The following is a 21,290-nucleotide window of genomic DNA, read 5'->3' as shown; positions in this document are numbered from 1 at the left end:
CCCCGGCGGGGACCAGGGGCATGACCGATCCCGACCGTCCGGACGCGCGCGCCGCCGCCCGGCTCCGGCTGGTGACCGCCGACCTCGCGGCGGAGACCCGCTCGCTGCAGGAGGTGCTCGACGGCGCCGGCCCCGGCCGGTGGGCCACCCCCACCCCGGCCGCCGGGTGGACCGTGCAGGACCAGGTCCACCACCTGGCCTACTTCGACGAGGCCACGGTGCTCGCGGCCACCGACCCCGCCCGCTTCCGACGCGAGGCGGCCGGGCTCACCGCTCCCGGCGACGACTTCCCCGACCGCCTGGTCCGCGACCAGCGCTCCCTGACGCCGGTGCAGTCGGCCGCCTGGTCCACGCGGGCGCGTGCCGCCCTGCTCGACCTGGCGGCGAGCGCCTCCCCCGGCCTGCGCCTGCCCTGGTACGGACCGGACATGGGCATCACCTCGGCGCTCACCGCCCGGCTGATGGAGACCTGGGCGCACGGGCAGGACGTCGCCGACGCCCTCGGGGTGGCGCGCGAGCCCACCGACCGGCTGCGCCACGTCGCCCACCTCGGCGTCGCCACCCGGGCGTTCGCCTTCCGGCTGCGCGGCCTCGACCCGCCGGGGGACGACGTCGCCGTCGAGCTGACCGCGCCCAGCGGGGCCGTGTGGCGCTGGGGGAACCCGGTCGCCGCGCAGCGCGTGACCGGCCCCGCGCTCGACTTCTGCCTGGTGGTCACCCAGCGGCGGCACCCGGCCGACACCGCGCTCACGGTCACCGGCGACGTCGCCGCCCGGTGGATGGCGGTGGCACAGGCGTTCGCGGGCGTGCCGGGCCCCGGGCGGCAGCCCCTGGGCGGCGACCCGGGCCGGAGGAGCTGACCGAGAACCGTCGCGGCGGTCAGCTCGTCGTCCGCCGGATGAGCTTGCGGACCCCGGCCAGCCAGCGCTCGGGGTCGGCCGCCTTCTGCGCCCAGTAGGTGCCGACCTCCGGGTGCGGCAGGACCAGGAAGCGGTCGGCGGCCAGCCCGTCGACCACCGACTGCGCGACGTCCTCGGGCGTGATGACCGTGCCGGAGGCGGCGACCACCGCGGCTGCCCCGCTGCCCTGCTCGAGCGGGTCCAGCAGCAGCGGGGTGGCCACGCCGAGCGGGCAGAGGACGCTCACGCCGATCCCCCGGTCGCCGTAGGTGACCGCCAGCCACTCCGCCAGCGCGACGGCGCCGTGCTTGGTCACCGTGTAGGGCGCGTCACCGGGCGTGGTGAGCAGGCCGGCCGCGGAGGCCACGTTGAGCAGGTGCCCGCTGCCCCGCTCGAGCATCGACGGCAGCACGGCGCGGGCGGCGTACACGTGGGCGAGCACGTTGACGGCGAACACCCGCTCCCAGACGGCGGTGTCGGTCTCGATCCCGCCCCCGGAGAAGACGCCGGCGTTGGAGCAGAACAGGTCGACGCGGCCGTGCGCGGCCAGCGTCCGCTCCACCAGCGCCGCGACGGCGGCCTCGTCGGTGACGTCGGTGGTGTCGGCGGTGACGGCGGTGGCGCCGCCGATCCCGGCGGCGACCCGCTGCGCGGCCGCCCCGTCGCGGTCGCTGACCACGACGGCGGCGGCGCCCTCCGCGGCGAAGCGGCGGGCCAGCGCGGCGCCGATGCCGCTGCCCGCTCCGGTGACGACGGTGACGGCGTCCCTGAGGTCCATGCCGGGTCCCTACCCCGATCCGGCCCGGTGTGCTGCGTCAGCTCCCGCGGCGCACCAGCTCCCGCGCGGCACGCTCCACGTCGGCCTCGGAGACGAGCACGTGCAGGGCGGCGTCGCCGAGCGGGATGAAGCTGTCGGCGCTGGTCACCCGGGCCATCCTTCCGGTGAACCCGGCGTCGACCAGGCCCGCCAGCACGCCCTCGGAGACACCGCCGGAGCGGCGGGTCTCGTCGACGACCAGGACGCGGCCGGTCGCCTCCGCCTCCCGCACGACGTCGGCCATCGGCAGCGGGGCCAGCCAGCGCAGGTCCACCACGCGGCACCCGATCCCCTCGCGGGCCAGGCGCGCGGCGACCCGGAGGCTCATGTGCAGGCCGTTGGCCCAGGTGACGACCGTGAGGTCGGTCCCCTCGCCGTGGGTGCGCGCCGAGCCGACGGGGACGTGGTGCTCGGCCCACTCCGCCGGCGGGCGGTAGGGCGCGGTCCACCCGTCGTCGCCGTCGGCGTGCAGGTCCCGGGTGTGGTAGAGCGCGATCGGCTCCAGGAAGACGCACACGGCGCCGTCGACGGCCGCCGCGGCCGCGCAGGTGCGCAGCATCGCCGCGGCGTCGTCGGGCCGCCCCGGCGAGGCGATGACCAGGCCGGGGACGTCGCGCAGCACCCCGACGGCGTCGTCGTTGTGGAAGTGACCGCCGAAGCCCTTCTGGTACCCGTAGCCGGCGACGCGGACGACCATCGGGTTGCGGTACTGGCCGTTGGAGAAGAACTGCAGCGTCGCCGCCTCGCCGCGCAGCTGGTCCTCGGCGTTGTGCAGGTAGGCCAGGTACTGGATCTCGGGGACGGGCAGCAGGCCGGACACGCCGGCGCCCAGCGCCAGCCCCAGGACGGTCTGCTCGTCGAGCAGGGTGTCGAAGACCCGGGCGGCGCCGGCCTTGCGCAGCAGGCCCCGGGTCACCCCGTAGACGCCGCCCTTGGCCGCGACGTCCTCCCCGAAGACCAGGGCGCCGGGGTGGTGCGCCAGCACGTCGAGCAGCGCCCGGTTGATCGACTGCGCCAGGGTCATCGGCGGCTCGTCCTCGGGCAGCGTGCTCCCGAACAGGGCGGCGCGGCGCTCGGGCGGCGCGGCCTCGGCGGCGACCCGCGCCACCTCGTGCGGCGTGGCCGGGGCGAGTGGTGCCACCACCTCGGCGGCCGACCCGAGACGGGGCAGGTCGGCGACCTCCCGGGCCAGGTCGAGCACCCGCGACCGCGTCGCCTCGTAGCGGTCGAGCACCTCCGCCGGGGTGAGCAGCCCGGTGTCGACGAGCAGCCGGGCGGTGCCGAGCAGCGGGTCGCGGCGCAGGTCGGCGGCGATCTGCTCGGCCCGCCGGTAGGCGCTCTCGACGTCCGTGCCGGCGTGGCCCATCAGCCGCACCGTCCGCAGGTGGAGGAACGCCGGACGGCGGTGCCGGCGGACCCAGTCGGCCGCGCGCCGCGCCGTGACGACGGCGTCGACCAGGTCGGCGCCGTCGGCGGCGAGGTACTCCAGCCCCGGTCGGCTGCCGTAGGCGTGCGCCACCCAGCCCTCCGGGGTGGGCACGCTGATGCCGATGCCGTTGTCCTCGCACACCAGCAGCAGCGGCATCGGCAGCCCCCGGTAGCCGACCTGCACGGCGGCGTTGATCGCACCGACGGCCGTGGAGTGGTTCGCCGAGGCGTCCCCGAAGCTGCAGACGGTGACGGCGTCGCGCGGGTACTCCCCCTCCAGCCCCAGCTTGCGGGCGCGGTCGATGGCGAACGCGACGCCGAGGGCGCGGGGCAGGTGGGAGGCGATGGTCGACGTCTGCGGCAGCACGGCGAGGTCGCGGCGGCCGAAGACCTTGTGCCGGCCCCCCGAGATGGGCTCCTCGGTGGCCGCGACGATGCCGAGCAGCACGTCGCGCAGCGGGTCGGAACCGCCGGCCACCTGGTTCGCCCGCTCGAGGAAGAACCCGCCGGAGCGGTAGTGCAGCAGCGCGGGGTCGGTCGGGCGCAGCGCGGCCGCCACGGCCGCGTTGCCCTCGTGCCCGGACGAGCCGATCGTGTAGAAGCCCTCGCCGCGTCCCCGCAGCCAGCGGGCGGCCAGGTCCAGGTGCCGGCTGCCGAGCTGGGCGTCGAAGAGCCGCAGCACCTCCTCGGGCGCGAGGTCGGGGGGCAGGACCGCCCGGTCGCCGCCGCGCGCGACGCCGTCGAGGCCCTTGACCGTCTCGATGAAGTGTTCGTCGACCTGCTCCACCGCCACACCTTGTCCCGCGGGGACCGCCCGGTCCAGCAGCCGCCCCGGTACCGCTGTCGAGTCGGCCTACGGCCGGCTCACCGGAAGAGGTCCCAGAAGCTGCCCGACGTGTCCCACGGCCGCCCGGCACCGTCGCCCGGCCGGGGCAGGGCGTGCCGCACGAGGAAGACGCCGGCCAGGAACGGCAGGATCCCGACCGCGAAGCCGACGCCGCCCACCAGGGCACGTCCGGGGTCGGCGACGGCGAGCACCATGCCGCCGACCGACACGGCCAGCCCCACCACGATCCACACGACGCCCCACACCGTCCGCCCGCGCATGCCACTCCTCCCGTCGGAGCCGAGGACTGTCACACACCGGACGGCCGAACGGGCGGTTCCGGCGCGCACGACGGTGGGCGGGCATCCGCCCGGGCCCGGCCCGAGTTGCACCGGCGCCCCGGCGGCGCTTCGGTGGACGGGCCAGAAGCTCACCCTCGACGAAGCGGGGACCTCGTGGCGGAGACCAGCACCGGCGCCAGCACCGTCGACGACGAGGACACCGGACTCCGGAGGTCCATCACCGGCGGGCAGCTGTTCTTCTACACCCTCGGTGACGTCCTCGGCTCCGGCATCTACGTCCTGATCGGCCTGGTCGCGGCCGCCGTCGGCGGGGCGTTCTGGATCGCCTTCGCCCTCGGCGTCACCGTCGCGGCCATCACCGGCGCCGCCTACGCCGAGCTGGTGACCAAGTACCCCCAGGCCGCCGGAGCCTCGCTGTACATCAAGAAGGCCTTCGGCAGCACGGCGCTGACCTTCCTGGTCACCGTGTCGTTCCTGTCGGCCAGCTTCGCGGCGACCGGATCGCTGGCCACCGGGTTCGCCTCCTACTTCGCCACGCTCTGGGACGGCCCGCCGGCGCTGCTCGTGTCCCTCGTGTTCGTCCTGGCCCTGGTGGTCGTCAACTTCATCGGCATCACCGAGTCGGTGGTGATGAACATGCTGATGACCTTCGTCGAGGTCGCCGGCCTGCTCGTCATCATGGTCATCGGCATCTGGTTCATCGCCCAGGGCGACGCCGACTTCGGCGTCCTCGCCGACATCAGCGTCTCGGGCAACCCCGCGCTCGCGGTCCTGGCCGGCATCGCCTTCTCGTTCTTCGCGATGACCGGCTTCGAGAACACGGCCAACGTCGCCGAGGAGACGATCGAGCCGCACCGGAACTTCCCGCGGTCACTGGTCGGCGGGATGGTCGTGGCCGGCCTCGTCTACGTCCTGGTGTCCATGGCCGCGGCTCTCACGGTGCCCACCGACCAGCTCGCGGACTCCGACGCGGCCCTGCTCGAGGTCGTGAAGCAGGGCATCCTGCCCTTCTCGACCGACGTCATGACCACGCTGTTCTCGGTCATCGCGCTGATCGCGATCACGAACACCACGCTGGTCACGATCGTCACCCAGCCGCGGATCCTCTACGGCATGGCCAAGGAGGACGTCGTCCCCGGCGTCTTCGCGAGGATCCACGCCACCCGCCGCAGCCCCTGGGTCGGGCTGCTCTTCAGCGCGGCGGTGGTCGCGGCCCTGCTGATCGCCGGCAGCATCGTGGTCAGTGCCGGCGGCATCGACCTGGTCAACACGCTGGCCCTGGTCACCGTCGTCCTGCTGCTGGCCATCTACGCCCTGGTGATCGTCGCCTGCCTCAAGCTCCGCGGGCAGGACGAGGACGGGCGCACCTACCGTGCCAACACGCCCCTGCTAATGGTCGGGCTGATCGGCAACCTGGCGATCCTCGGGTTCGCCGTCTACGACGACCCCTCGTCGCTGGTCTGGTGCGCCGGCCTGATCGCCGTCGGCGTGGTGCTCTTCCTCGTCGAGTACGCCGCCGGGTCGCGGAACCGCCCCCCGGGCGCCCGGCGCGGCGATCCCGAGGCCGTCTCCCGGAGGGACGCCTGACGTGCACGTCGTCGTCGCCACCGACGGGTCGCCGCAGTCGCTGGCCGCGGCGCGCCACCTCACGTCCTTCGCGGACCCCGCGAAGATCACCGGGATCTCGGTCGTGGCGGTCCTCCGGCCGCTGGCCTCGGTCGCCTTCGCCGACGAGATCTCCGAGGCCGAGCACCACGAGGTCGGCGAGGGGGCCGGCAGCTTCCGCGAGGCGGCGCAGCGTGCCGTCGACGCGGTGGCGGCCGTCTTCGACGGCTGGGGACCCGAGGTCGGCAAGCAGATCCGCAGCGGATCGCCGGCCGCGGAGATCATCGAGGCGGCGACGGAGCACGACGCCGGGCTGATCGTGATGGCGGCCGGCGGACGCGGGCTCAGCGACGTGATCCTGCTCGGCAGCACCGCCCAGCGGGTGCAGCACTACGCCCCGTGCCCGGTGCTCGTCGTCCGCCCCGCCCCCCGGCCGAGGAGGGCCACCCGGCACGAGGCGTGACCCGCGCCGTCCCAGGCGCGCCGGTCCGGCCCGCTCGACAGCCGGCCGCGTCGGGGCCATCCTCGCCGCGGGTGGTCGCCACCCGACCCGCGGTCGGCAGGAGGGAGCCGACGTGCCCGCTCCGGAGTTCCTCCTGCGGTCCTACCCCCTGCCCGACGACGTGGGTGCCCACGCCGCGGCCGCCGAGGAGGCCGGCTGGGACGGCCTGCTGCTGACCGACACGCAGAACCTCAGCATGGACGTCGTCGGCTCGCTGTACCTGGCCGCCTCGGCGACGTCGCGGCTGCGGCTGGGCACCGCCGTCACCAACCTCGTCACCCGCCACCCCGCGGTCGTGGCGTCGACCTTCGCCACCCTGCACCACGTCACCGGGGGTCGGGCGCACCTCGGCGTGGGACGGGGCGACACCGCGCTCGAGCTCGTCGGGCTGCGGCCGCCGTCGGCGCGGGAGTTCGAGCAGCAGCTCGGCCGGCTGTGCGGCTACCTGCGGGGCGGCACGGTCGACGTCGACGGGTTCGGCAGCCGGATCACGTGGCTGCCGGTCGCCGGCGAGCGGGCGGTCCCCGTGGACGTGTTCGGCTCCGGCCCGCACGTGATCGCGGCCGCGGCCCGGCAGGCCGACCGGGTCACCGTCACCGTGGGGGCGGAGCCCGAGCGGGTGGCATGGGCGGTGCGCACCGCCCGGGAGGCGCGCGCGGCCGCCGGGCTCGACCCGCAGACGCTCGACGTCGGGGCGTTCGTCGTGGTCGGCGTCGGCACCGACGAGCACGCGCTGGCCGAGCTCGTGCGCGGCAACGCGAGCATCTCCGCCCACTTCCAGCGGGGCGCGCCCTCGTCCCTGTCGACTGCCGACGCCGCCGTCGTCGCCGACGTCAGCGCCCACTACGACACCTACCACCACGGGCTGGAGCACGCGGCGCAGGCGGAGTCGCTGTCCGAGGAGTTCCTGCGGCGGTTCTGCGTCATCGGCGACCCCGACGAGTGCGTGCAGCGGCTGCTCGGGCTGATCGGGCTCGGGCTGTCCCACGTGACGGTCGTGGGCGGGTCCCGCGACATCGACCCCGGCGTGCGCGAGCGCTCCGACCGCCTGGTCGCCACGGAGGTGCTGCCCGCGCTGCGCTCCCCGTAGGGCCCGGTACGCGCCGGGAACGGCCGGTCAGCGGGGCGGCGGGCCGTGCGCGTCCAGCCAGCCGGCCATCGCCGACCGGGTGGCGGCGGAGAGCCGGTGCCAGTCGGGCAGCGGCACCCGCGGCACGTCGGCAGCCCGGCACGCGGCGGCCACCGCGCCGGGCGGCGCCTCGGGGTCCCAGGCCGGGTCCAGCACGACCGCGGGGCGGTCGGCGACCGCGGCGAGCAGGTCGGCCAGCGTGTACCCGGGCCGGGCTCGCAGCAGCGGCTCCCCGCAGGTGGGGGCGGCCAGGACCAGGCCGGCCGGCGGCACCTCGCCGACGGCGGACAGGTGCAGCGCCACCAGCGCCCCGGTGCCGTAGGCGGCCACCCAGGCCCGGTCGTGCCCGGTGGCCGACGCGGCGACCGCGGCCACGGCGGCCGCGTCGGCGGTCATCCGGCCCAGCGGCGAGGAGCCCGGCCCGGGGCGCTCCCCGTGCCGGGAGCCGCTGCCGACCGGGTCGTGGCAGGCCACCGTCCAGCCGGCCGCGGCCAGCAGGGCCGGCAGCGGCTCGGCCTGCTCGTAGCCGGCCCGCCAGCCGGTCGCCGCGCACGGCGGGCCGAGCCAGAGCACCAGCCCGCGGCCGCTCCCCCCGCCCGGCGGGGACAGCAGGGTGACCGCGACGCCGTCGGGGGTCCGCAGCGGCCCCTCCCCCGCCACGCGCGGGCGGGGGACGGTGCGCCCGGCCGGCCCCAGGGCGGCGCGGACGGCGGCGCGCAGCTCCGCACCGCGCACCGGCCGCGGGCCGGGGCGCACCCGGTCGGGCGGCCACGGGAGCGGGGACGGCGCCGCCGTGGCCGGCGCGCGACGGCGGGGCGGGCCGCCGAGCACCGAGGTCGCCCAGTCCAGCTGGGCGGCCACCGCGGTCTCGTCGGCGGTGTGCCCGCCCGGGCGCAGGGCCAGCTCGAGGGCGTCCGCCCGGCCGAGCAGGGCGTAGGCCTCGCGGGCGGCGTCGACGGCGGCGCGGGCGGCCGGGACGCGCTCGACCGGGTCCTCCACGGCCACCGAGACCAGCACCGGCCGCGGCGCGGCCAGCGCGAGCAGCTCGTGCGCGTCGGTGGGCAACCGGTGCTCGCGCCCGGCGAACCAGCGCAGCCGCGGGTGGTACCAGCCCGGGTAGTGCCGGGTGAGCAGCTCCACGCCCTCGCCGAAGTGCCGGTCGGTGCACAGCCGGGCGGGGATGGCGCCGAGCACGCCGCTGGAGCTGGAGACGACGCCGGCGAAGCGGTCGTCGGAGGCCGCGGCCAGCAGCGCGGTCTTGCCGTTGCGGCTGTGCCCGCCGACCAGCACCCGGCGGGCGTCCACCCCGGGCGCGTCCTGCAGCGCGTCGAGGACGCGGGACAGCGCCCACGCGCGCCAGGCCAGCCGGCCGGCGACGACGGAGGGATGGGCCCGCTCGACGGCCACGGTGTCGTCGTCGCCGTCGGCGGCCGAGACCAGGCAGGCGCCCCACCCGCGGGCCAGCGCTGCCTCCGCCCACGGGCCGTGGCTGGACTGCAGCAGGTAGACCGGCACGTCGCGCCGCACGCCCGCCGCGGGCACCGGCAGCAGCAGCCGCGCCCGCACCGACCACTCGCCGCCGACCGTGGACCCGCCGACCGTGAGCTCCCGGACCACCACGCCGCCGCCCGTCCGCACCCGCTCGACGCGCACCGGCGTGCGGCGCGGCGCGGGCGGCAGCTCGCCGGTCAGCCAGCGGCGCCAGCGGGCGCGCAGCACCGCGCGGCGCGCCGCCCAGCCGGCGGCCCCGGCGGGGCCGGCCGGGAGGCCCTCGACCGGCGACCACAGGCCGGTGCGCGCGGGCAGCCGGGCGAAGTCCGGCGCCAGGTCGCCGCCGGCCGCCCGCCACGTCTCGAAGGGCTCGCTGGCCGGCAGCACCCCGGCCAGCTCGGCGGTGTAGCGCCGCCGGCGGGCCGCGGCCGAGCGCCCGTCCCGGGAGCGGTCCGCGACTGCCGTCATGCACCCGCACGCTAGGGCCCCGGGGATCCGCGCGGGTGTCGCGCGTGTTGCGTCCGTGCTCCCGCGGACGGGTGGTTCGACGGGGCCGGGGCGCGGGAACTGCAGCCGCGTGCGCGTGCTGCTGGTGATCACCGACGAGGACTGGTACGAGGACGCCGGCTACGCGGCCGCCTGGGTGCGGGCGCTGGAGGAGCAGGGCGCCGAGGTCGAGCGGCTGGCCCGGGTGCCGGCCGACTGGCCGGTCACCGGCCCGCCCCCGGGACGCTACGACCTGGCGATCGCGCACGTGCTGGTCGAGGAGGTGGTCGCCTACGCGCCCACCTTCGCGCTGGCCACCCTGCTCGAGGCGGCCGGGGTGCCGCTGCTCAACCCGGTGACCTCGCTGGTCGCCTCCGCCGACAAGCTCGTGACCCACGCGGTGTGGGCGGCCGCCGGCGTGCCGCAGCCGGCCGCGTGGGACCTGGCCCGGGTGCGGGAGTGGCCGATGCCCGGCCGGCAGATGGTGCTCAAGCCCTCCCTCGGCGACGGCGCCCGCTACATCGAGCTGGTCGGCGACCTCGACGCCGCCCGCGCGGTCGAGGCGCGCTGGCGGGAGCACGAGGCCGCCGGGGGCCACCGGCGCGGCACGTCGCTGCTGCAGGAGTGGATCGCCGAGCCGGCCTGCGCGCGCGTCTTCGCCACGCCGCACGCCACCTCCCTGGTCTACGAGAAGTCCCGGGAGGAGGGCGCGCTGGTCACCCACGGGACGGTGTACCCGCGGGTGTACGAGGCGCCGCCGGAGATGGCGCAGCTCGCCCGGCGGATGGTCGCCGCGCTCGGCGGCGGGCTGATGGGCGTCGACGTGCTCGTCGAGCCCGGCGGCCGGCTGCTCGCGCTGGAGGCCAACGCGCCCTTCGGCTTCGACGTCACCGACCCGCAGCAGGGCCGGTGGGTGGCCCGCGCCGCGCTGGCCGTGGCGGAGCGGGCGGCGGCCGAGCGCGCGGCGGCCGCCGCGTGAGCCTCGGCACCGGCCTCGACGAGGCGCTGCTGCCCGACGGCGGCGACCGGGAGCACGCGGCGGCCGCGATGGCCGCCGTCCGCGCGTACGGCCCGGCCGCGCTGGCCGCCGACGTCGCCCGCGCCGCCGCCGACCTGGACCTGCAGCACGGGCCCGCCGCCGAGTCGCACCCGTTCATCGTCGACCCGGTGCCACGGGTGCTGCCGCGCGCGGAGTGGGCGGAGCTGGCGGCCGGGCTGGACCAGCGGCTGCGGGCCCTGGAGGCCTTCGTCGCCGACGTGCACGGTCCGCGCGAGGCGGTGCGCGCCGGCGTCGTCCCCGCCGAGGTGGTCGACACCAACCGCTACCTGGCGCCCGGCCTGCCGCCGCCGCGGCGCTGGATCGGCATGGCCGGGCCCGACCTCGTCCGCGGCGCCGACGGGCGGCTCGTCGTCCTGGAGGACAACGTGCGCACCCCGACGCTGCTGGCCTACGCCCTGGCCGCGCGGGACCTGGTCGCACCGCGCCTCGGCGTGCGGCCGGGTCCGGCGCCGGTGCGGGAGGCCGCCGAGACGGCGGTGCGGCGGATGCTCGCCGACGCCACCGACCTGCCCGACCCGGTGGTGGCCGTGCTCGGCGACGGGCCGCGCAGCGCGGTGGCCTGGGAGATCGACCGGCTCGGGGAGATGGTCGGCGCGCCGGTCGTGCTGCCCGGGCAGCTGACGCTCCGGGGCGAGGAGCTGCGGCTGCCCGACGGGCGCCGGGTGGACCTGCTGTGGCGGCGCACCAGTGAGGAGCGGCCGACCGACGACGACGGCCGGCCGAACGAGCTCGGCGCGCTGCTGCTGGGGCCGCTGCGCGCGGGCACGGTGACCGTGGTCAACGCCTTCGGCACCGGCGTCGCCGACGACAAGCGCACCTTCCCCTACGTCGAGGACCTGGTCGGCTTCTTCCTCGGCGAGCAGCCGCGGCTGCGCTCGCAGCCGGCCTACGACCTCGGCGACCCGGCGCAGTGCCGGGCGGCGCTGGACCGGCTGCCGGAGCTGGTGCTCAAGCCGCGGTCCGGCTCGGGCGGGCACGGGGTCCTGATCGGCCCGCGCGCGGCCGCCGACGAGCTCGAGCGCGCCCGCGCCGCCGTCCTGGCCGACCCCGGGGAGTGGATCGCCCAGGAGCCGGTGGCGCTGTCGACCCACCCCACCGTCGTCGACGGCGCGCTCGTGCCGCGGCACGTGGACTACCGGCCCTACGCCTTCTGCACCGACCACGGGACGACCGTGCTGCCGGGCGGCTTCACCCGGGTGTCCCTGACCGAGGGCGAGCTGGTGGTCAACGCCTCGCAGGGCGGGGGCGGCAAGGACACCTGGGTGGTCGGCTGAGCGCCCCGGCAGGCGACCGGACGAGGATGGCGTCCGGTTCCGGAGAGGGAGGCGTCATGGCGATCGAGGACGGCGTCCGCGACCTGGAGGCGGGCGTGGCGACCGACTTCCACGAGCGGATGGACTACGGCGGCTACCTGCACCTCGACGCGCTGCTGAGCGCCCAGCACCCGATCAGCGACCACCACGACGAGCTGCTGTTCGTCATCCAGCACCAGACCACCGAGCTGTGGCTGAAGCTCGCCCTGCACGAGCTGCGTGCCGTCCGCTCCCACCTCGACGACGACGACGTCCGCCGCGCCCGCAAGGGCCTGGCCCGGGTCAAGCACGTCTTCCGCACCATCACCGAGCAGTGGTCGGTGCTCGCGACCCTGACGCCCAGCGAGTACACCGAGTTCCGCGGCGTCCTGGGCAACGCGTCGGGTTTCCAGTCCTACCAGTACCGCGCCGTCGAGTTCGTCCTCGGCAACAAGAACGCGCAGGTGCTGCCGGTGTTCGGGTCCCGGCCGCAGGCGCACGCGGTGCTGGCGGAGCTGCTCGACAGCCCGACGGTGTACGACGCCTTCCTGCGCTTCCTCGCGCGCGCCGGCCACCCGGTGCCGGAGCACGTCCTGCACCGGGACGTGCGCCGCGCGTGGGTGGCCGACGAGTCGCTGCTGCCCGTGTACAAGGCGATCTACGAGGACACCACGACCCACTGGGCGGAGTACGCGACCTGCGAGGACCTCGTCGACCTCGAGGACGCCGTCCAGCTGTGGCGCTTCCGCCACCTGCGGACCGTGCAGCGGACCATCGGCTTCCGGACCGGTACCGGCGGCAGCTCCGGCGTGGACTTCCTCCGGCGCGCGCTGGACCTGACCTTCTTCCCCGAGCTCTACGCGGTGCGGACGTCCATCGGCACGTGACCGCCGGCGGTCAGAGCTGCAGGATCGACGCGGCGACCAGGTGGGCGGCGGCCACGCCCTCCGGGTCGTGCAGGTCCCCGGGGTGCTCGGTCACCGCGCGGGCCCGGGCGCGCACCGCCGCGCCGGGGTCCTCGGCGACGAGGTCGCGGCACAGCGCGGCGACCACCGCGCGCGCGTCGTGCTCGTCGAGACCGTCGAGGGCCAGGCCGTCGTGCAGCAGGGTCGCTGCCTCGCGGAACACCTCCCGGGCCGCCTCCGGGTCCACCTCGGGCCGGTCCCGGGCCACGGCCTCGGCGGTGGCCAGGAACGGCTCGAACACGGGGTCCACGCTCCGGGGCGGCATGCGGCGAACCTCCCAGCGCGCCTCCGCCCGGGCAACGGGTTTCCGCGACCGCCCGACGGCGTGCGGTCAGGGGATGTGGGCGGGGATGCGCCGGCCCTCGAGGAGCAGGCACAGGTGCTGCAGCCCGGCGATCGACACGGCCTGCAGCAGGGGCAACCGCACGAACACCAGGCCGACGGGGCCCAGGAAGCCGGCGAGGAGCCACACCGAGGTCGCCAGGCAGAGCAGCCGCCGGCCCGGCCTCCCGGCATCCGGACCCCGCGGCGCGAGGGGCAGTGCCGCCACCGCGAAGGCAGCTGCCAGGGCGATCGTCAGCAACGCGGCGCTGCGCGCGCCGCCCAGCCAGTCGGCGGGGAGGCTCCCGACCACGGCTGCCGCGATCGCCGCGGACCACCACAGGCGGCCGGTGGCGCGTCCCGTCCCCCGGCCCGAGGGCTCGTAGCAGTCCAGCTCGGTCGGCGGGTGCTCGGCCAGCATCCGGGCGCGGTCCCGGTGGACGGCCACCGAGGGGTGGTTCCGCAGCACCCGGTCGACCAGGTCGTCCGGCACCGCGGCCGACAGCCACAGCGCCTCGACCCGGCAGTGCTCGGCGCGCAGGCCGCGGGTCCCCGCGATCACGTGCCCCCAGCAGGCGACCACGGCGAGGACGTGCCGGCTGCGGGGCTGGTCCCCGAGCCACCGCTCCCCGCCGAAGGCGTAGAAGCCGCACGTGCAGTCCGGGGCGGGGCTGGGGTGCGGCGGGCGGTCGGTCCGGAGGCAGCGCGCGGTGTTGGCGCCCTCGTGCCACGGGTCGGCCGAGAACAGGGGGTAGAGCAGACCGTCCGGCCCGATGCGGAAGGTGCGCAGTGCCCTGATCTCGCCCACCTGTGGCTCGAAGCCACCGTAGGGGTCCACCGCACTACCTCGACGGGGACGGTTCCCGCTGCGGCTCGGGTCGCTCGGGCGAGGCCGGCCCGGGGGTCGGCTCGGGCACGGGCAGGACCTCGATGCGGCGGACTTCCTTGCCGATGTTGCCCACGTCACGAGGGTAGGGACCCGGGGCGGGATCCGCGCCCCCTCCGCGCGCCGTCCCGTCCGGGACCGGTGTGGCCGGCGCCCGGGGGCGCGGAGACGATGGGCGCACCGAGACACCCCGGGAGGACCGGATGCGGGCACCGCTGCCCCTGCTGCCGACGATGATCGTCGGCAGCCTGCCCCAGCCCGACTGGCTCATCGACCGGGAGCGGCTGGGTCACCGGTTCCCCCCGCGGGTGCGCGCCCGGGAGCTGTGGCGCATCCCGCCGCAGCACCTGCAGGAGGCCCAGGACGACGCCACGCTGGCAGCCGTGCGCGCCCAGGAGGAGGCCGGGCTGGACGTGGTGACCGACGGCGAGATCCGCCGGGAGTCGTACTCCAACCACTTCGCGACGGCGCTCGGCGGGCTCGACCTCGACCCGCCCGGGACGGTGCGCAACCGGTCGGGGATCGAGATCCCGGTGCCCCGGGTGACCGGCGAGATCCACCGACCGTCCCCGGTCCAGGTGGACGACGTCCGGTTCCTCCGCGCGCACACCGACCGGGCGACCAAGATCACCGTGCCCGGGCCCTTCACGATGGCGCAGCAGTCGCAGGACGAGCACTACCGCGACGACCGGGCGCTGGCGATGGCCTACGCCGACGTCGTCCGCGAGGAGATCGCCGACCTGTTCGCCGCCGGCGCCGACGTCGTCCAGGTGGACGAGCCGTGGCTGCAGGCGCGTCCCGAGGTGGCCCGCCGCTTCGGCGCCGAGGCGGTGACCCGCGCCGTGGCCGACGCTGCCGGGCCGGTGCACGTGCACCTGTGCTTCGGCTACGCGGCGATGGTCTCCGAGCGGCCGGCGGGCTACTCGTTCCTGCCCGAGCTCGCGGACACCCCGGCCGACACGATCTCGGTCGAGACGGCGCAGTCGCGGCTGGACCCCGCGACCCTGCGGCCGCTGCGGGGCAAGGGCATCGCGCTCGGCGTCCTCGACCTGTCGACCCCCGAGGTGGAGACCCCGGAGACGGTCGCCCAGCGGGTGCGGCGGGCGCTGGACCACGTCGACGTCGACCGGCTGGCGCTCTCCAGCGACTGCGGACTCAAGTACCTCCCCCGGGCGTCGGCCGCCGGGAAGATGCGGGCACTGGCGCAGGCGGCGGCGATCCTGCGGGCCGAGCTGTGACCGGGGTGCCGGGCGCGCACGCCGAGGACGTCCACGCGGTGCTGGCCGCCGAGGACCGCCGCTACCGGGCCATGCAGGACGCCGACCTGGCGGTGCTCGCGGAGCTGTGCGCCGACGAGCTGAGCTACGCCCACTCCAGCGGCGCCCGGGACACCAAGGACGAGTACCTGGGCAAGGTGCGCTCGGGCTACTACGTCTACCGCCGCATCGACCACCCGGTGGAGCGGGTGGCCGTGGTGGGCGACAGCGCGCTCGTCGTCGGCCGGATGACCGCGGACGTCGACGTCGACGGCGTGCCGAAGACGATCGACAACCTGGCCCTCGCCGTGTGGACGCGGGCCTCGGGGCGGTGGCGGCTGCTGGCCTACGCGCCGACGCCGCTGCCGGCCTGACCCCCTGGCCTACGCCGTCGGCTGGAGCACGAAGTCGTACCTCGCCTCGAGCCACGGCTCGGCCGAGGTGCCGCCGTCCGGGGTCTCGCCGGGCTCCCGCTGCTCGAACCGGACGACCAGCTCGGCCTTGGTGCCGAAGACGACGTCGCTGTCGAGGTACTGCGCGCCCTCCTGGAACAGGTGGGTGATCAACGGCTCGTAGCCGGGCACGTCGAGCAGGAAGTGCACGTGCGCCGGCCGGAAGTGGCTGATCGCCGTCTGCGTGATGAGCTCGCCCACCGGCCCGTCCATCGGGATCGTGTAGCCCAGCGGCGCGACGGTGCGCAGGCAGTAGCTGCCGTCCTCGCGGGTCCGGTACTTCGCGCGCAGCCGGGCCTCGTCCACGTCGGCGTGCTGCGACTCGTAGAGCCCCTCGTTGTCGGCCTGCCAGACGTCGAGCACCGCCCCCGGCACGGGGGCGCCGTCGAGGTCGGTCACCACGCCGGAGACGAACAGCGGCGTGCCGGGCAGGCCCTGGGACATGTCGGCGCCGTACCCGAGCTCGGGCGAGCCCTCGACGTGGAACGGGCCGAGCACCGTGGCCGGCGTGGCGCGGGGGTCGAGCCGGTGGTTCATCTGGACGACCAGCATCGACAGGCCGAGCACGTCGGAGGCGAGGATGAACTCCTCGCGCTTGGCGTCGCTGATCTGCCCGGCGCGGGTCAGCCACTGGACCGCCGCCATCCACTCCGCCTCGGTCAGCCGGACCTCGCGGGCGAAGTCGTGCAGGTGCCGCACGAGCGCTGTCAAGAGCTCCGCCGTGCGGGGGTCCCTGGCCGTGCCCCAGCGCTCCACGGCCAGATCGGTGATGTTCTCCTCGGTGACCAGCTGCACGGTCGCCTCCTCCTCGGGGGCCGCGGGCGGCGCGCGCCGCCCGCGAGTGGGTCGTTCAGGGCGTCATGACCAGCCGCACGCCCGCCTGCCCGGACGCCTGCCGGCGCCAGGCCTCGGCGATCCGGGCGAGCGGGAGCACCTCGTGGGCGACGGCGAGCCGGCCGGCCGCCGCGTGGCCGGCCACCGCGGTGACGGCGTGGCGGCGCTCGTCAGCGGTCAGGTGGTTGTTCGTGTGGCCGAGCACCGACGCCGACCTGCTGCGGATCTCGGCCGAGGAGAACTGCGCGACGTCGCCACCGGACCCGCCGAGGTTGACCAGCCGCCCGCGGACCGCCAGCACCCGCGAGGCGGCGGTCGCTGCGGTGCCGAACACCGGGTCGACCACGACGTCGGCGCCGGCTCCGACGGCGTCGCGGAGCCGGGCGGTCAGCTCGTCGACGTCGCCGCCCGGGGCGAGCACCTCGTCGGCGCCGGCGCGGCGGGCCCGCTCCCGGGCCTCCGGCGACCGGGACACGGCGACCACCCGGCCGGCGCCGAGCAGCCTGGCCGCTCCGATCGCCGCCTGCCCGACCGCTCCCCCGCCGCCGAGGACGAGCACGGTCTCGCCGGCCCGCAGGTGGGCCCGTTCGGTGAGCACGACCCAGGCCGCGATCCCGGACGTGCCCAGGGCGGCGAGTGCGGCGTCGTCGACGTCCGCGTCGATCGCCACGACGTCCTCGTCGGGGACCACGCACTCCTCGGCGAGGCTGCCGTCCCCTGGCCGCATGCCGGCGGCGGTCGAGACGAACACGCGGGTCCCCTCGGCCAGCACCGCCGAGCGCCGCACCACCCCGACGCCCTGGACGCCGGGGACGTAGGGCGTGGCGGGCCGCCCGAAGTACGAGGCGCCCGACGCGCACAGCTGGTCCAGCGGGACGATCGGCGCCGCGGTCACCGCGACGAGCGTCTGCCCGGCCGCCGGCACCGGGTCGGGGTGCTCGGCGTACGCGGGCGTGCCGCCCGGTTCGGTGAGGACCGCCGCGTTCATCCCGGCGACTCCTGGCCGTCGGGGTCGACGTAGGTCGCGTTGCGGTCGACCGCCAGGTAGGCGTCCATGCCGATCGGCCGGCGGCGCTCCTCGGCGATGTGTCCCAGCAGGCCGGCCGCCCGGGCCAGGAGGGCGACGCCGCGCAGCATCTCCACGGGCAGTCCCAGGTCGGCCAGCGCGGCGCCGCAGACCCCGGCGCCGTTGAGCGGCAGCCGCCGGCCGAGGACCTGCTCGTGCACCCGGCCGACCGCCTCGAACAGGCGCAGGTGCGGCCCCCGCAGCCCCTCCTCCTCCGCGATGCGGACGAGCACCGCGGTGCGTGGGTCGCGCACCTTGTGCACCGGGTGGCCGAGGCCGGGGACGAGGCGGCCGGCTGCCCGCGTGGCCCGGACCGCCTCCAGCGCCAGGGCGTCCCAGCCGTCGTCGTCGGTGGGCAGCGGACCCTCCTGCGCCTCGAGGACCGCGTGCAGGAAGACCCCGCAGTCCTCGGTGACGCCGAGGAACCGGGAACCGCCGCCCAGCAGCCCCGCGGCCAGCGCCCCCTGCAGGGAGTCCGGCGCCGACAGGTAGGTCAGCCGGGTGGCGATCGCGGTGGGCGTGAAGCCGTGGTCGGCGAGGGCGACCAGCACCGCCTCGAACACACGGGTCTCGGCCGGCGTGGGACGACGCGTGCTCAGCAGCCAGAACGCCAGCTCGCCGAAGCCGACCCGGCCCATCAGCTCGGTGGTGAGGTCCCGGCCGAGCAGTCGGATCTCCTCGGCGGTCGACGTCCCGAGGGACGTCGGGAACGAGAGCCCGTCACCGCTCATGCCGATGCCTCCTCACCGGCGGGCTCCGCCAGCCACCGGCGGATCTCCGCGCCGTGCTCGTCGAGCGTCGGCGGTGGCAGCCGGTACTCCGCCGCGGTCGCCGAGAAGGTGATCGGGTTGCGCACCGAGGGGACCGCGGTCGCGCCCTCCCCGGCGCTGACCACCGGGGCGAGGCCGATCTCCTCGGCGAAGGCCACGCCCTGGTCGATGGTGTTGATCGGTCCGCACGGCACCCCCGCGCCGATGATGTCGCGGAACCAGTCCGCCTTCGAGCGGGTGCGGAGCCGCTCGACCAGCAGCGGTCGGAGCTGGTCGCGGTTGGCCGTCCGGTCCTCGTTGCGGGCGAACCGCGGGTCGTCGACGAGCCCGGGCACCCCGAGCACCTCGCAGAGCCGACGGAACTGGCCGTCGTTGCCCGCGGTGACGATGAGCTCCCCGTCGGCGCACGGCAGAGGCTCGTAGGGGAACAGGCTGGGGTGGCTATTGCCCATGCGGAAGGGGACGACCCCGCCCGCGACGAACGCGCTGGTCTGGTTCACCAGGCCCGACAGGGCCGAGGAGAGCAGGTCGACCTCCACGTGCTGGCCCTCTCCGGTCTCGTGGCGGTGGTTCAACGCCGAGAGCACCCCGATCGTGGCGTGCAGACCGGCCATGACGTCGAAGAGCGCCACGCCGGCCCGGTACGGCTCCCCCTCGGGGTCGCCGGTCAGGCTCATGAACCCCGAGATGGCCTGCACGATGAGGTCGTAGCCCGGCAGCGACCGTCCCCCCGGCGCGCTGCCGAACCCGCTGATCGACGCGTAGACGACCCGCGGGTTCTCCGCCGCGACACTGGCGTGGTCCAGGCCGAAGCGGGCCAGTCCGCCGGGCTTGAAGTTCTCCACGAGCACGTCGGCCCGCCGCGCCAGCTCCCGCGCGAGGGCGGCGTCGCCGGCGTCCTTGAGGTCCAGCACGACCGAGCGCTTGTTGCGGTTGACGCCGAGGTAGTAGGTCGACACGCCGTCCCGGACCGGGGGCTGCCAGGTGCGGGTGTCGTCCCCGCCCGGTCCCTCGACCTTGACCACCTCGGCGCCGAGGTCGGCCAGCAGCATCGTGGCGTAGGGGCCGGCGAGGACCCGGGAGAAGTCGGCCACGAGGAGGCCCGCGAGCGGCCCGCGGGGCGCCGGGTCGGGGGGTCCTGACGTCATCGGTCGGGCTCGCCTCTCGTCCGGGGACTCCGCGATGCGGACGTGCGTCCGGGCCGGAGTCTGGAGGCCGCGACCGGGCCTGTCAACGGTCGCTTGCCGTCCGTCACGCCCGTCCCTCGGTCCTTGACACGTGGTCGGCGTCACACCAGAGTGGCGCCGCTCGGACCAGTGGCCGTCAGGCGGACAGCGGTCCGGGTGACACCCCCCGGCCGAGGAGGAGACGATGGGCATGTCCGGTGCTGCCAGCGGCGACGGGGCCGGCGTCCCCGTGGCCGGCCGTCCGCTCGTGTTCCGCGGCGGCACCGTCCTGACCGTGGACGACGCCGCGACGGTCCTCCGGGACGCCGACGTGCTCGTAGTCGACGACCGGATCGCCGCGGTGGGACACCGGCTGGACGTCCCCGAGGGCACCGCCGAGGTCGACGCCTCGGGCGGCATCGTCATGCCCGGCATGATCGACACCCACCGGCACATGTGGCAGACGGCCATGCGCGGCTACGGCGCCGACTGGACGCTCACCCAGTACTTCGTCTGGTACTACCTCGAGCACGGGCGGAAGTTCCGGCCGCAGGACATCGCGGCGGGCAACCGGCTCGCGGCGATCGAGTCGCTCGACGCCGGCGTCACCACCACGGTCGACTGGTCGCACAACCTGCACACCACCGACCACGCCGAGGCAGCGATCGAGGCGCTCCGGTCGGTGCCCGGCCGGTTCGTCCTGGCCTACGGCAACATCCAGGCCGGGCCGTGGGAGTGGAGCGCCGACCCGGCCGTCCGCTCGATCCTCGAGCGGCTGCGCGACGCCGGGGACGACCGGATGGGCGTGCAGATGGCGTTCGACGTCACCGGCGACCCCGCCTTCCCGGAGCGGGCGGCCTTCGAGGTGGCCCGCGACCTCGGCATCCCGGTCACCACGCACGCCGGCGTGTGGGGCGCGACCAGCGACACCGGCATCCAGCAGATGTACGACGGCGGGTTCATGACGCCGGAGACGACCTACGTGCACGCCTCGACGCTGACCCGCGACAGCTACCAGCGGATCGCGGCCACCGGCGGGTCGATCTCGGTGGCGACCGAGTCCGAGTGCAGCGCCGGGCAGGGCCACGCGCCCACCGAGCAGGTGCTGCAGTACGGCATCCCGGTGTCGCTGTCGATGGACACCAGCGTCTGGTGGAGCGGCGACATGTTCTCCGCCATGCGCGCCACGCTCAACGCCGACCGCATGGCCGAGCACCTCACCGCGCACCTCCAGGGGGAGACCATCACCCACCTGCGGCTGCGGGCGGCGAGGGTCCTGGAGTGGTGCACCCGCGGCGGGGCACACACGATCGGCCGCGACCGTGACCTGGGCAGCGTCGAGGTCGGCAAGAAGGCCGACCTCGTCCTGGTGAAGAACGACCACTCCCCCGTCTCCTTCCCGCTGCTCAACCCGGTCGGGCACGTGGTGTTCCAGGCCCAGCGCGGCGACGTGCACACCGTCGTCGTCGACGGCCGGGTGGTGAAGTCCGACGGCAGGCTGGTCGGGATCGACCTCGCCGCGGTGCGCCAGGAGATCGAGGACACGATCGGGTACCTGAGGGCGGAGTGCGGTGAGGAGGTCTGGGAGGCCGGGATGTTCCCGGATGCGCCGGAGGCGGAGCAGTCGATCCTCGAGAACCCGTACCAGTACACCGACTTCAAGGACGAGTCCAAGCGGGCCGGCGGCGAGGAGCGCGTCCTGGGGCGGTGACCGACCCGGACCGGTGACGCGCCCGG

General features: G+C 76.0%; 20 protein-coding genes. 10 read left to right on the top strand and 10 right to left on the bottom strand.

Going from position 1 to position 21,290, the window contains the following annotated elements; genetic code table 11:
* Nucleotides 1-20: 20 nt before the first annotated feature.
* Nucleotides 21-860 carry a TIGR03084 family metal-binding protein gene (locus tag CHC04_RS09800; RefSeq protein ID WP_089403720.1) on the top strand — a complete coding sequence of 280 codons (840 nt, stop codon included), beginning with the start codon at nucleotides 21-23 and terminating at the stop codon, nucleotides 858-860.
* 19 nt (nucleotides 861-879) lie between these two features.
* On the opposite strand, the gene CHC04_RS09795 is transcribed toward CHC04_RS09800, so the two are convergent.
* From CHC04_RS09795 to CHC04_RS09785, 3 genes are all read right to left on the bottom strand, one after another.
* On the bottom strand, nucleotides 880-1,677 hold the full coding sequence (locus CHC04_RS09795) for an SDR family oxidoreductase (protein ID WP_089403719.1): 798 nt from the start codon (nucleotides 1,675-1,677) through the stop codon (nucleotides 880-882).
* A gap of 37 nt (nucleotides 1,678-1,714) precedes the next feature.
* The gene (locus CHC04_RS09790; RefSeq protein ID WP_245817092.1) at nucleotides 1,715-3,931 is read right to left on the bottom strand and encodes a thiamine pyrophosphate-dependent enzyme; all 2,217 of its coding nucleotides are present in this window, start codon (nucleotides 3,929-3,931) and stop codon (nucleotides 1,715-1,717) included.
* Between the two features lie 77 nt (nucleotides 3,932-4,008).
* The gene (locus tag CHC04_RS09785; protein ID WP_089403717.1) at nucleotides 4,009-4,251 is read right to left on the bottom strand and encodes a hypothetical protein; all 243 of its coding nucleotides are present in this window, start codon (nucleotides 4,249-4,251) and stop codon (nucleotides 4,009-4,011) included.
* 174 nt (nucleotides 4,252-4,425) lie between these two features.
* On the opposite strand from CHC04_RS09785, the gene CHC04_RS09780 reads away from it, so the two are divergent.
* The 3 genes from CHC04_RS09780 (at nucleotide 4,426) to CHC04_RS09770 (ending at nucleotide 7,469) form a co-directional block, all read left to right on the top strand.
* Nucleotides 4,426-5,859: an APC family permease gene (locus CHC04_RS09780; RefSeq protein ID WP_089403716.1), complete on the top strand. Its 1,434-nt coding sequence runs from the start codon at nucleotides 4,426-4,428 to the stop codon at nucleotides 5,857-5,859.
* Nucleotide 5,860: 1 nt separating this feature from the next.
* Nucleotides 5,861-6,340, top strand: coding sequence for a universal stress protein (locus tag CHC04_RS09775; protein ID WP_089403715.1), 480 nt, complete (start codon nucleotides 5,861-5,863; stop codon nucleotides 6,338-6,340).
* Between the two features lie 112 nt (nucleotides 6,341-6,452).
* Nucleotides 6,453-7,469 (top strand): LLM class flavin-dependent oxidoreductase, encoded by a 1,017-nt coding sequence (locus CHC04_RS09770; protein ID WP_176449924.1) that lies wholly within the window; start codon nucleotides 6,453-6,455, stop codon nucleotides 7,467-7,469.
* A gap of 27 nt (nucleotides 7,470-7,496) precedes the next feature.
* On the opposite strand, the gene CHC04_RS09765 is transcribed toward CHC04_RS09770, so the two are convergent.
* Nucleotides 7,497-9,467, bottom strand: coding sequence for a glucuronyl esterase domain-containing protein (locus tag CHC04_RS09765; protein ID WP_089403713.1), 1,971 nt, complete (start codon nucleotides 9,465-9,467; stop codon nucleotides 7,497-7,499).
* A gap of 109 nt (nucleotides 9,468-9,576) precedes the next feature.
* On the opposite strand from CHC04_RS09765, the gene CHC04_RS09760 reads away from it, so the two are divergent.
* From CHC04_RS09760 to CHC04_RS09750, 3 genes are read left to right on the top strand one after another with little or no spacing between them, the layout of a single operon-like run.
* Entirely contained in the window at nucleotides 9,577-10,464 is an 888-nt protein-coding gene (locus tag CHC04_RS09760) for an ATP-grasp domain-containing protein (protein WP_176449923.1), read from the top strand.
* The gene (locus CHC04_RS09755; RefSeq protein WP_141233752.1) at nucleotides 10,461-11,819 is read left to right on the top strand and encodes a circularly permuted type 2 ATP-grasp protein; all 1,359 of its coding nucleotides are present in this window, start codon (nucleotides 10,461-10,463) and stop codon (nucleotides 11,817-11,819) included. The genes CHC04_RS09760 and CHC04_RS09755 overlap by 4 nt, the downstream gene beginning before the upstream one ends.
* Before the next feature lie 56 nt (nucleotides 11,820-11,875).
* A complete protein-coding gene (locus CHC04_RS09750) occupies nucleotides 11,876-12,724 on the top strand; it encodes a tryptophan 2,3-dioxygenase (RefSeq protein WP_089403710.1) in 849 nt (282 codons plus the stop codon).
* A gap of 10 nt (nucleotides 12,725-12,734) precedes the next feature.
* Here the strand turns inward: CHC04_RS09750 and CHC04_RS09745 are convergent, their stop codons facing one another.
* Entirely contained in the window at nucleotides 12,735-13,043 is a 309-nt protein-coding gene (locus CHC04_RS09745; protein ID WP_141233751.1) for a hypothetical protein, read from the bottom strand.
* Nucleotides 13,044-13,133: 90 nt separating this feature from the next.
* Nucleotides 13,134-13,961 (bottom strand): hypothetical protein, encoded by an 828-nt coding sequence (locus CHC04_RS09740; RefSeq protein ID WP_089403708.1) that lies wholly within the window; start codon nucleotides 13,959-13,961, stop codon nucleotides 13,134-13,136.
* Nucleotides 13,962-14,212: 251 nt separating this feature from the next.
* Here CHC04_RS09740 and CHC04_RS09735 point away from each other — a divergent pair, with 251 nt between their 5' ends.
* Complete coding sequence (locus tag CHC04_RS09735; protein ID WP_089403707.1) at nucleotides 14,213-15,247, top strand: uroporphyrinogen decarboxylase family protein; 1,035 nt, start codon at nucleotides 14,213-14,215, stop codon at nucleotides 15,245-15,247.
* Nucleotides 15,244-15,639 (top strand): nuclear transport factor 2 family protein, encoded by a 396-nt coding sequence (locus CHC04_RS09730; protein ID WP_217897279.1) that lies wholly within the window; start codon nucleotides 15,244-15,246, stop codon nucleotides 15,637-15,639. The genes CHC04_RS09735 and CHC04_RS09730 overlap by 4 nt, the downstream gene beginning before the upstream one ends.
* A 9-nt stretch (nucleotides 15,640-15,648) precedes the next feature.
* Here the strand turns inward: CHC04_RS09730 and CHC04_RS09725 are convergent, their stop codons facing one another.
* Genes CHC04_RS09725 through CHC04_RS09710 form a run of 4 tightly spaced genes read right to left on the bottom strand, consistent with a single transcriptional unit; the run spans nucleotide 15,649 to nucleotide 19,535 of the window.
* A complete protein-coding gene (locus CHC04_RS09725) occupies nucleotides 15,649-16,512 on the bottom strand; it encodes a dioxygenase family protein (protein ID WP_089403706.1) in 864 nt (287 codons plus the stop codon).
* A gap of 55 nt (nucleotides 16,513-16,567) precedes the next feature.
* The gene (locus CHC04_RS09720; protein ID WP_089403705.1) at nucleotides 16,568-17,539 is read right to left on the bottom strand and encodes a zinc-binding dehydrogenase; all 972 of its coding nucleotides are present in this window, start codon (nucleotides 17,537-17,539) and stop codon (nucleotides 16,568-16,570) included.
* Complete coding sequence (locus tag CHC04_RS09715) at nucleotides 17,536-18,348, bottom strand: citryl-CoA lyase (RefSeq protein WP_089403704.1); 813 nt, start codon at nucleotides 18,346-18,348, stop codon at nucleotides 17,536-17,538. Before CHC04_RS09715 ends, CHC04_RS09720 begins: the two co-directional genes overlap by 4 nt.
* On the bottom strand, nucleotides 18,345-19,535 hold the full coding sequence (locus tag CHC04_RS09710; protein WP_089403703.1) for a CaiB/BaiF CoA transferase family protein: 1,191 nt from the start codon (nucleotides 19,533-19,535) through the stop codon (nucleotides 18,345-18,347). Before CHC04_RS09710 ends, CHC04_RS09715 begins: the two co-directional genes overlap by 4 nt.
* 229 nt (nucleotides 19,536-19,764) lie before the next feature.
* Here CHC04_RS09710 and CHC04_RS09705 point away from each other — a divergent pair, with 229 nt between their 5' ends.
* Entirely contained in the window at nucleotides 19,765-21,264 is a 1,500-nt protein-coding gene (locus CHC04_RS09705) for an amidohydrolase family protein (RefSeq protein ID WP_089404018.1), read from the top strand.
* Nucleotides 21,265-21,290: the final 26 nt, after the last annotated feature.

This window comes from Geodermatophilus saharensis (genome assembly GCF_900188205.1).
GTDB classification, from domain to species: domain Bacteria; phylum Actinomycetota; class Actinomycetes; order Mycobacteriales; family Geodermatophilaceae; genus Geodermatophilus; species Geodermatophilus saharensis.
Note: the sequence above shows the minus strand (reverse complement) of the source record. Positions and strands in the feature narration are given on the sequence as shown.

What these genes read in the sequence shown, in the direction of transcription:
- CHC04_RS09705 (WP_089404018.1), top strand. Translation starts at nt 19,765, where the DNA reads ATGTCCGGTGCTGCCAGCGGCGACGGGGCCGGCGTCCCCGTGGCCGGC.
- CHC04_RS09765 (WP_089403713.1), bottom strand. Translation starts at nt 9,467, where the DNA reads ATGACGGCAGTCGCGGACCGCTCCCGGGACGGGCGCTCGGCCGCGGCC.
- CHC04_RS09795 (WP_089403719.1), bottom strand. Translation starts at nt 1,677, where the DNA reads ATGGACCTCAGGGACGCCGTCACCGTCGTCACCGGAGCGGGCAGCGGC.
- CHC04_RS09715 (WP_089403704.1), bottom strand. Translation starts at nt 18,348, where the DNA reads ATGAGCGGTGACGGGCTCTCGTTCCCGACGTCCCTCGGGACGTCGACC.
- CHC04_RS09710 (WP_089403703.1), bottom strand. Translation starts at nt 19,535, where the DNA reads ATGACGTCAGGACCCCCCGACCCGGCGCCCCGCGGGCCGCTCGCGGGC.
- CHC04_RS09800 (WP_089403720.1), top strand. Translation starts at nt 21, where the DNA reads ATGACCGATCCCGACCGTCCGGACGCGCGCGCCGCCGCCCGGCTCCGG.
- CHC04_RS09785 (WP_089403717.1), bottom strand. Translation starts at nt 4,251, where the DNA reads ATGCGCGGGCGGACGGTGTGGGGCGTCGTGTGGATCGTGGTGGGGCTG.
- CHC04_RS09720 (WP_089403705.1), bottom strand. Translation starts at nt 17,539, where the DNA reads ATGAACGCGGCGGTCCTCACCGAACCGGGCGGCACGCCCGCGTACGCC.
- CHC04_RS09750 (WP_089403710.1), top strand. Translation starts at nt 11,876, where the DNA reads ATGGCGATCGAGGACGGCGTCCGCGACCTGGAGGCGGGCGTGGCGACC.
- CHC04_RS09735 (WP_089403707.1), top strand. Translation starts at nt 14,213, where the DNA reads ATGCGGGCACCGCTGCCCCTGCTGCCGACGATGATCGTCGGCAGCCTG.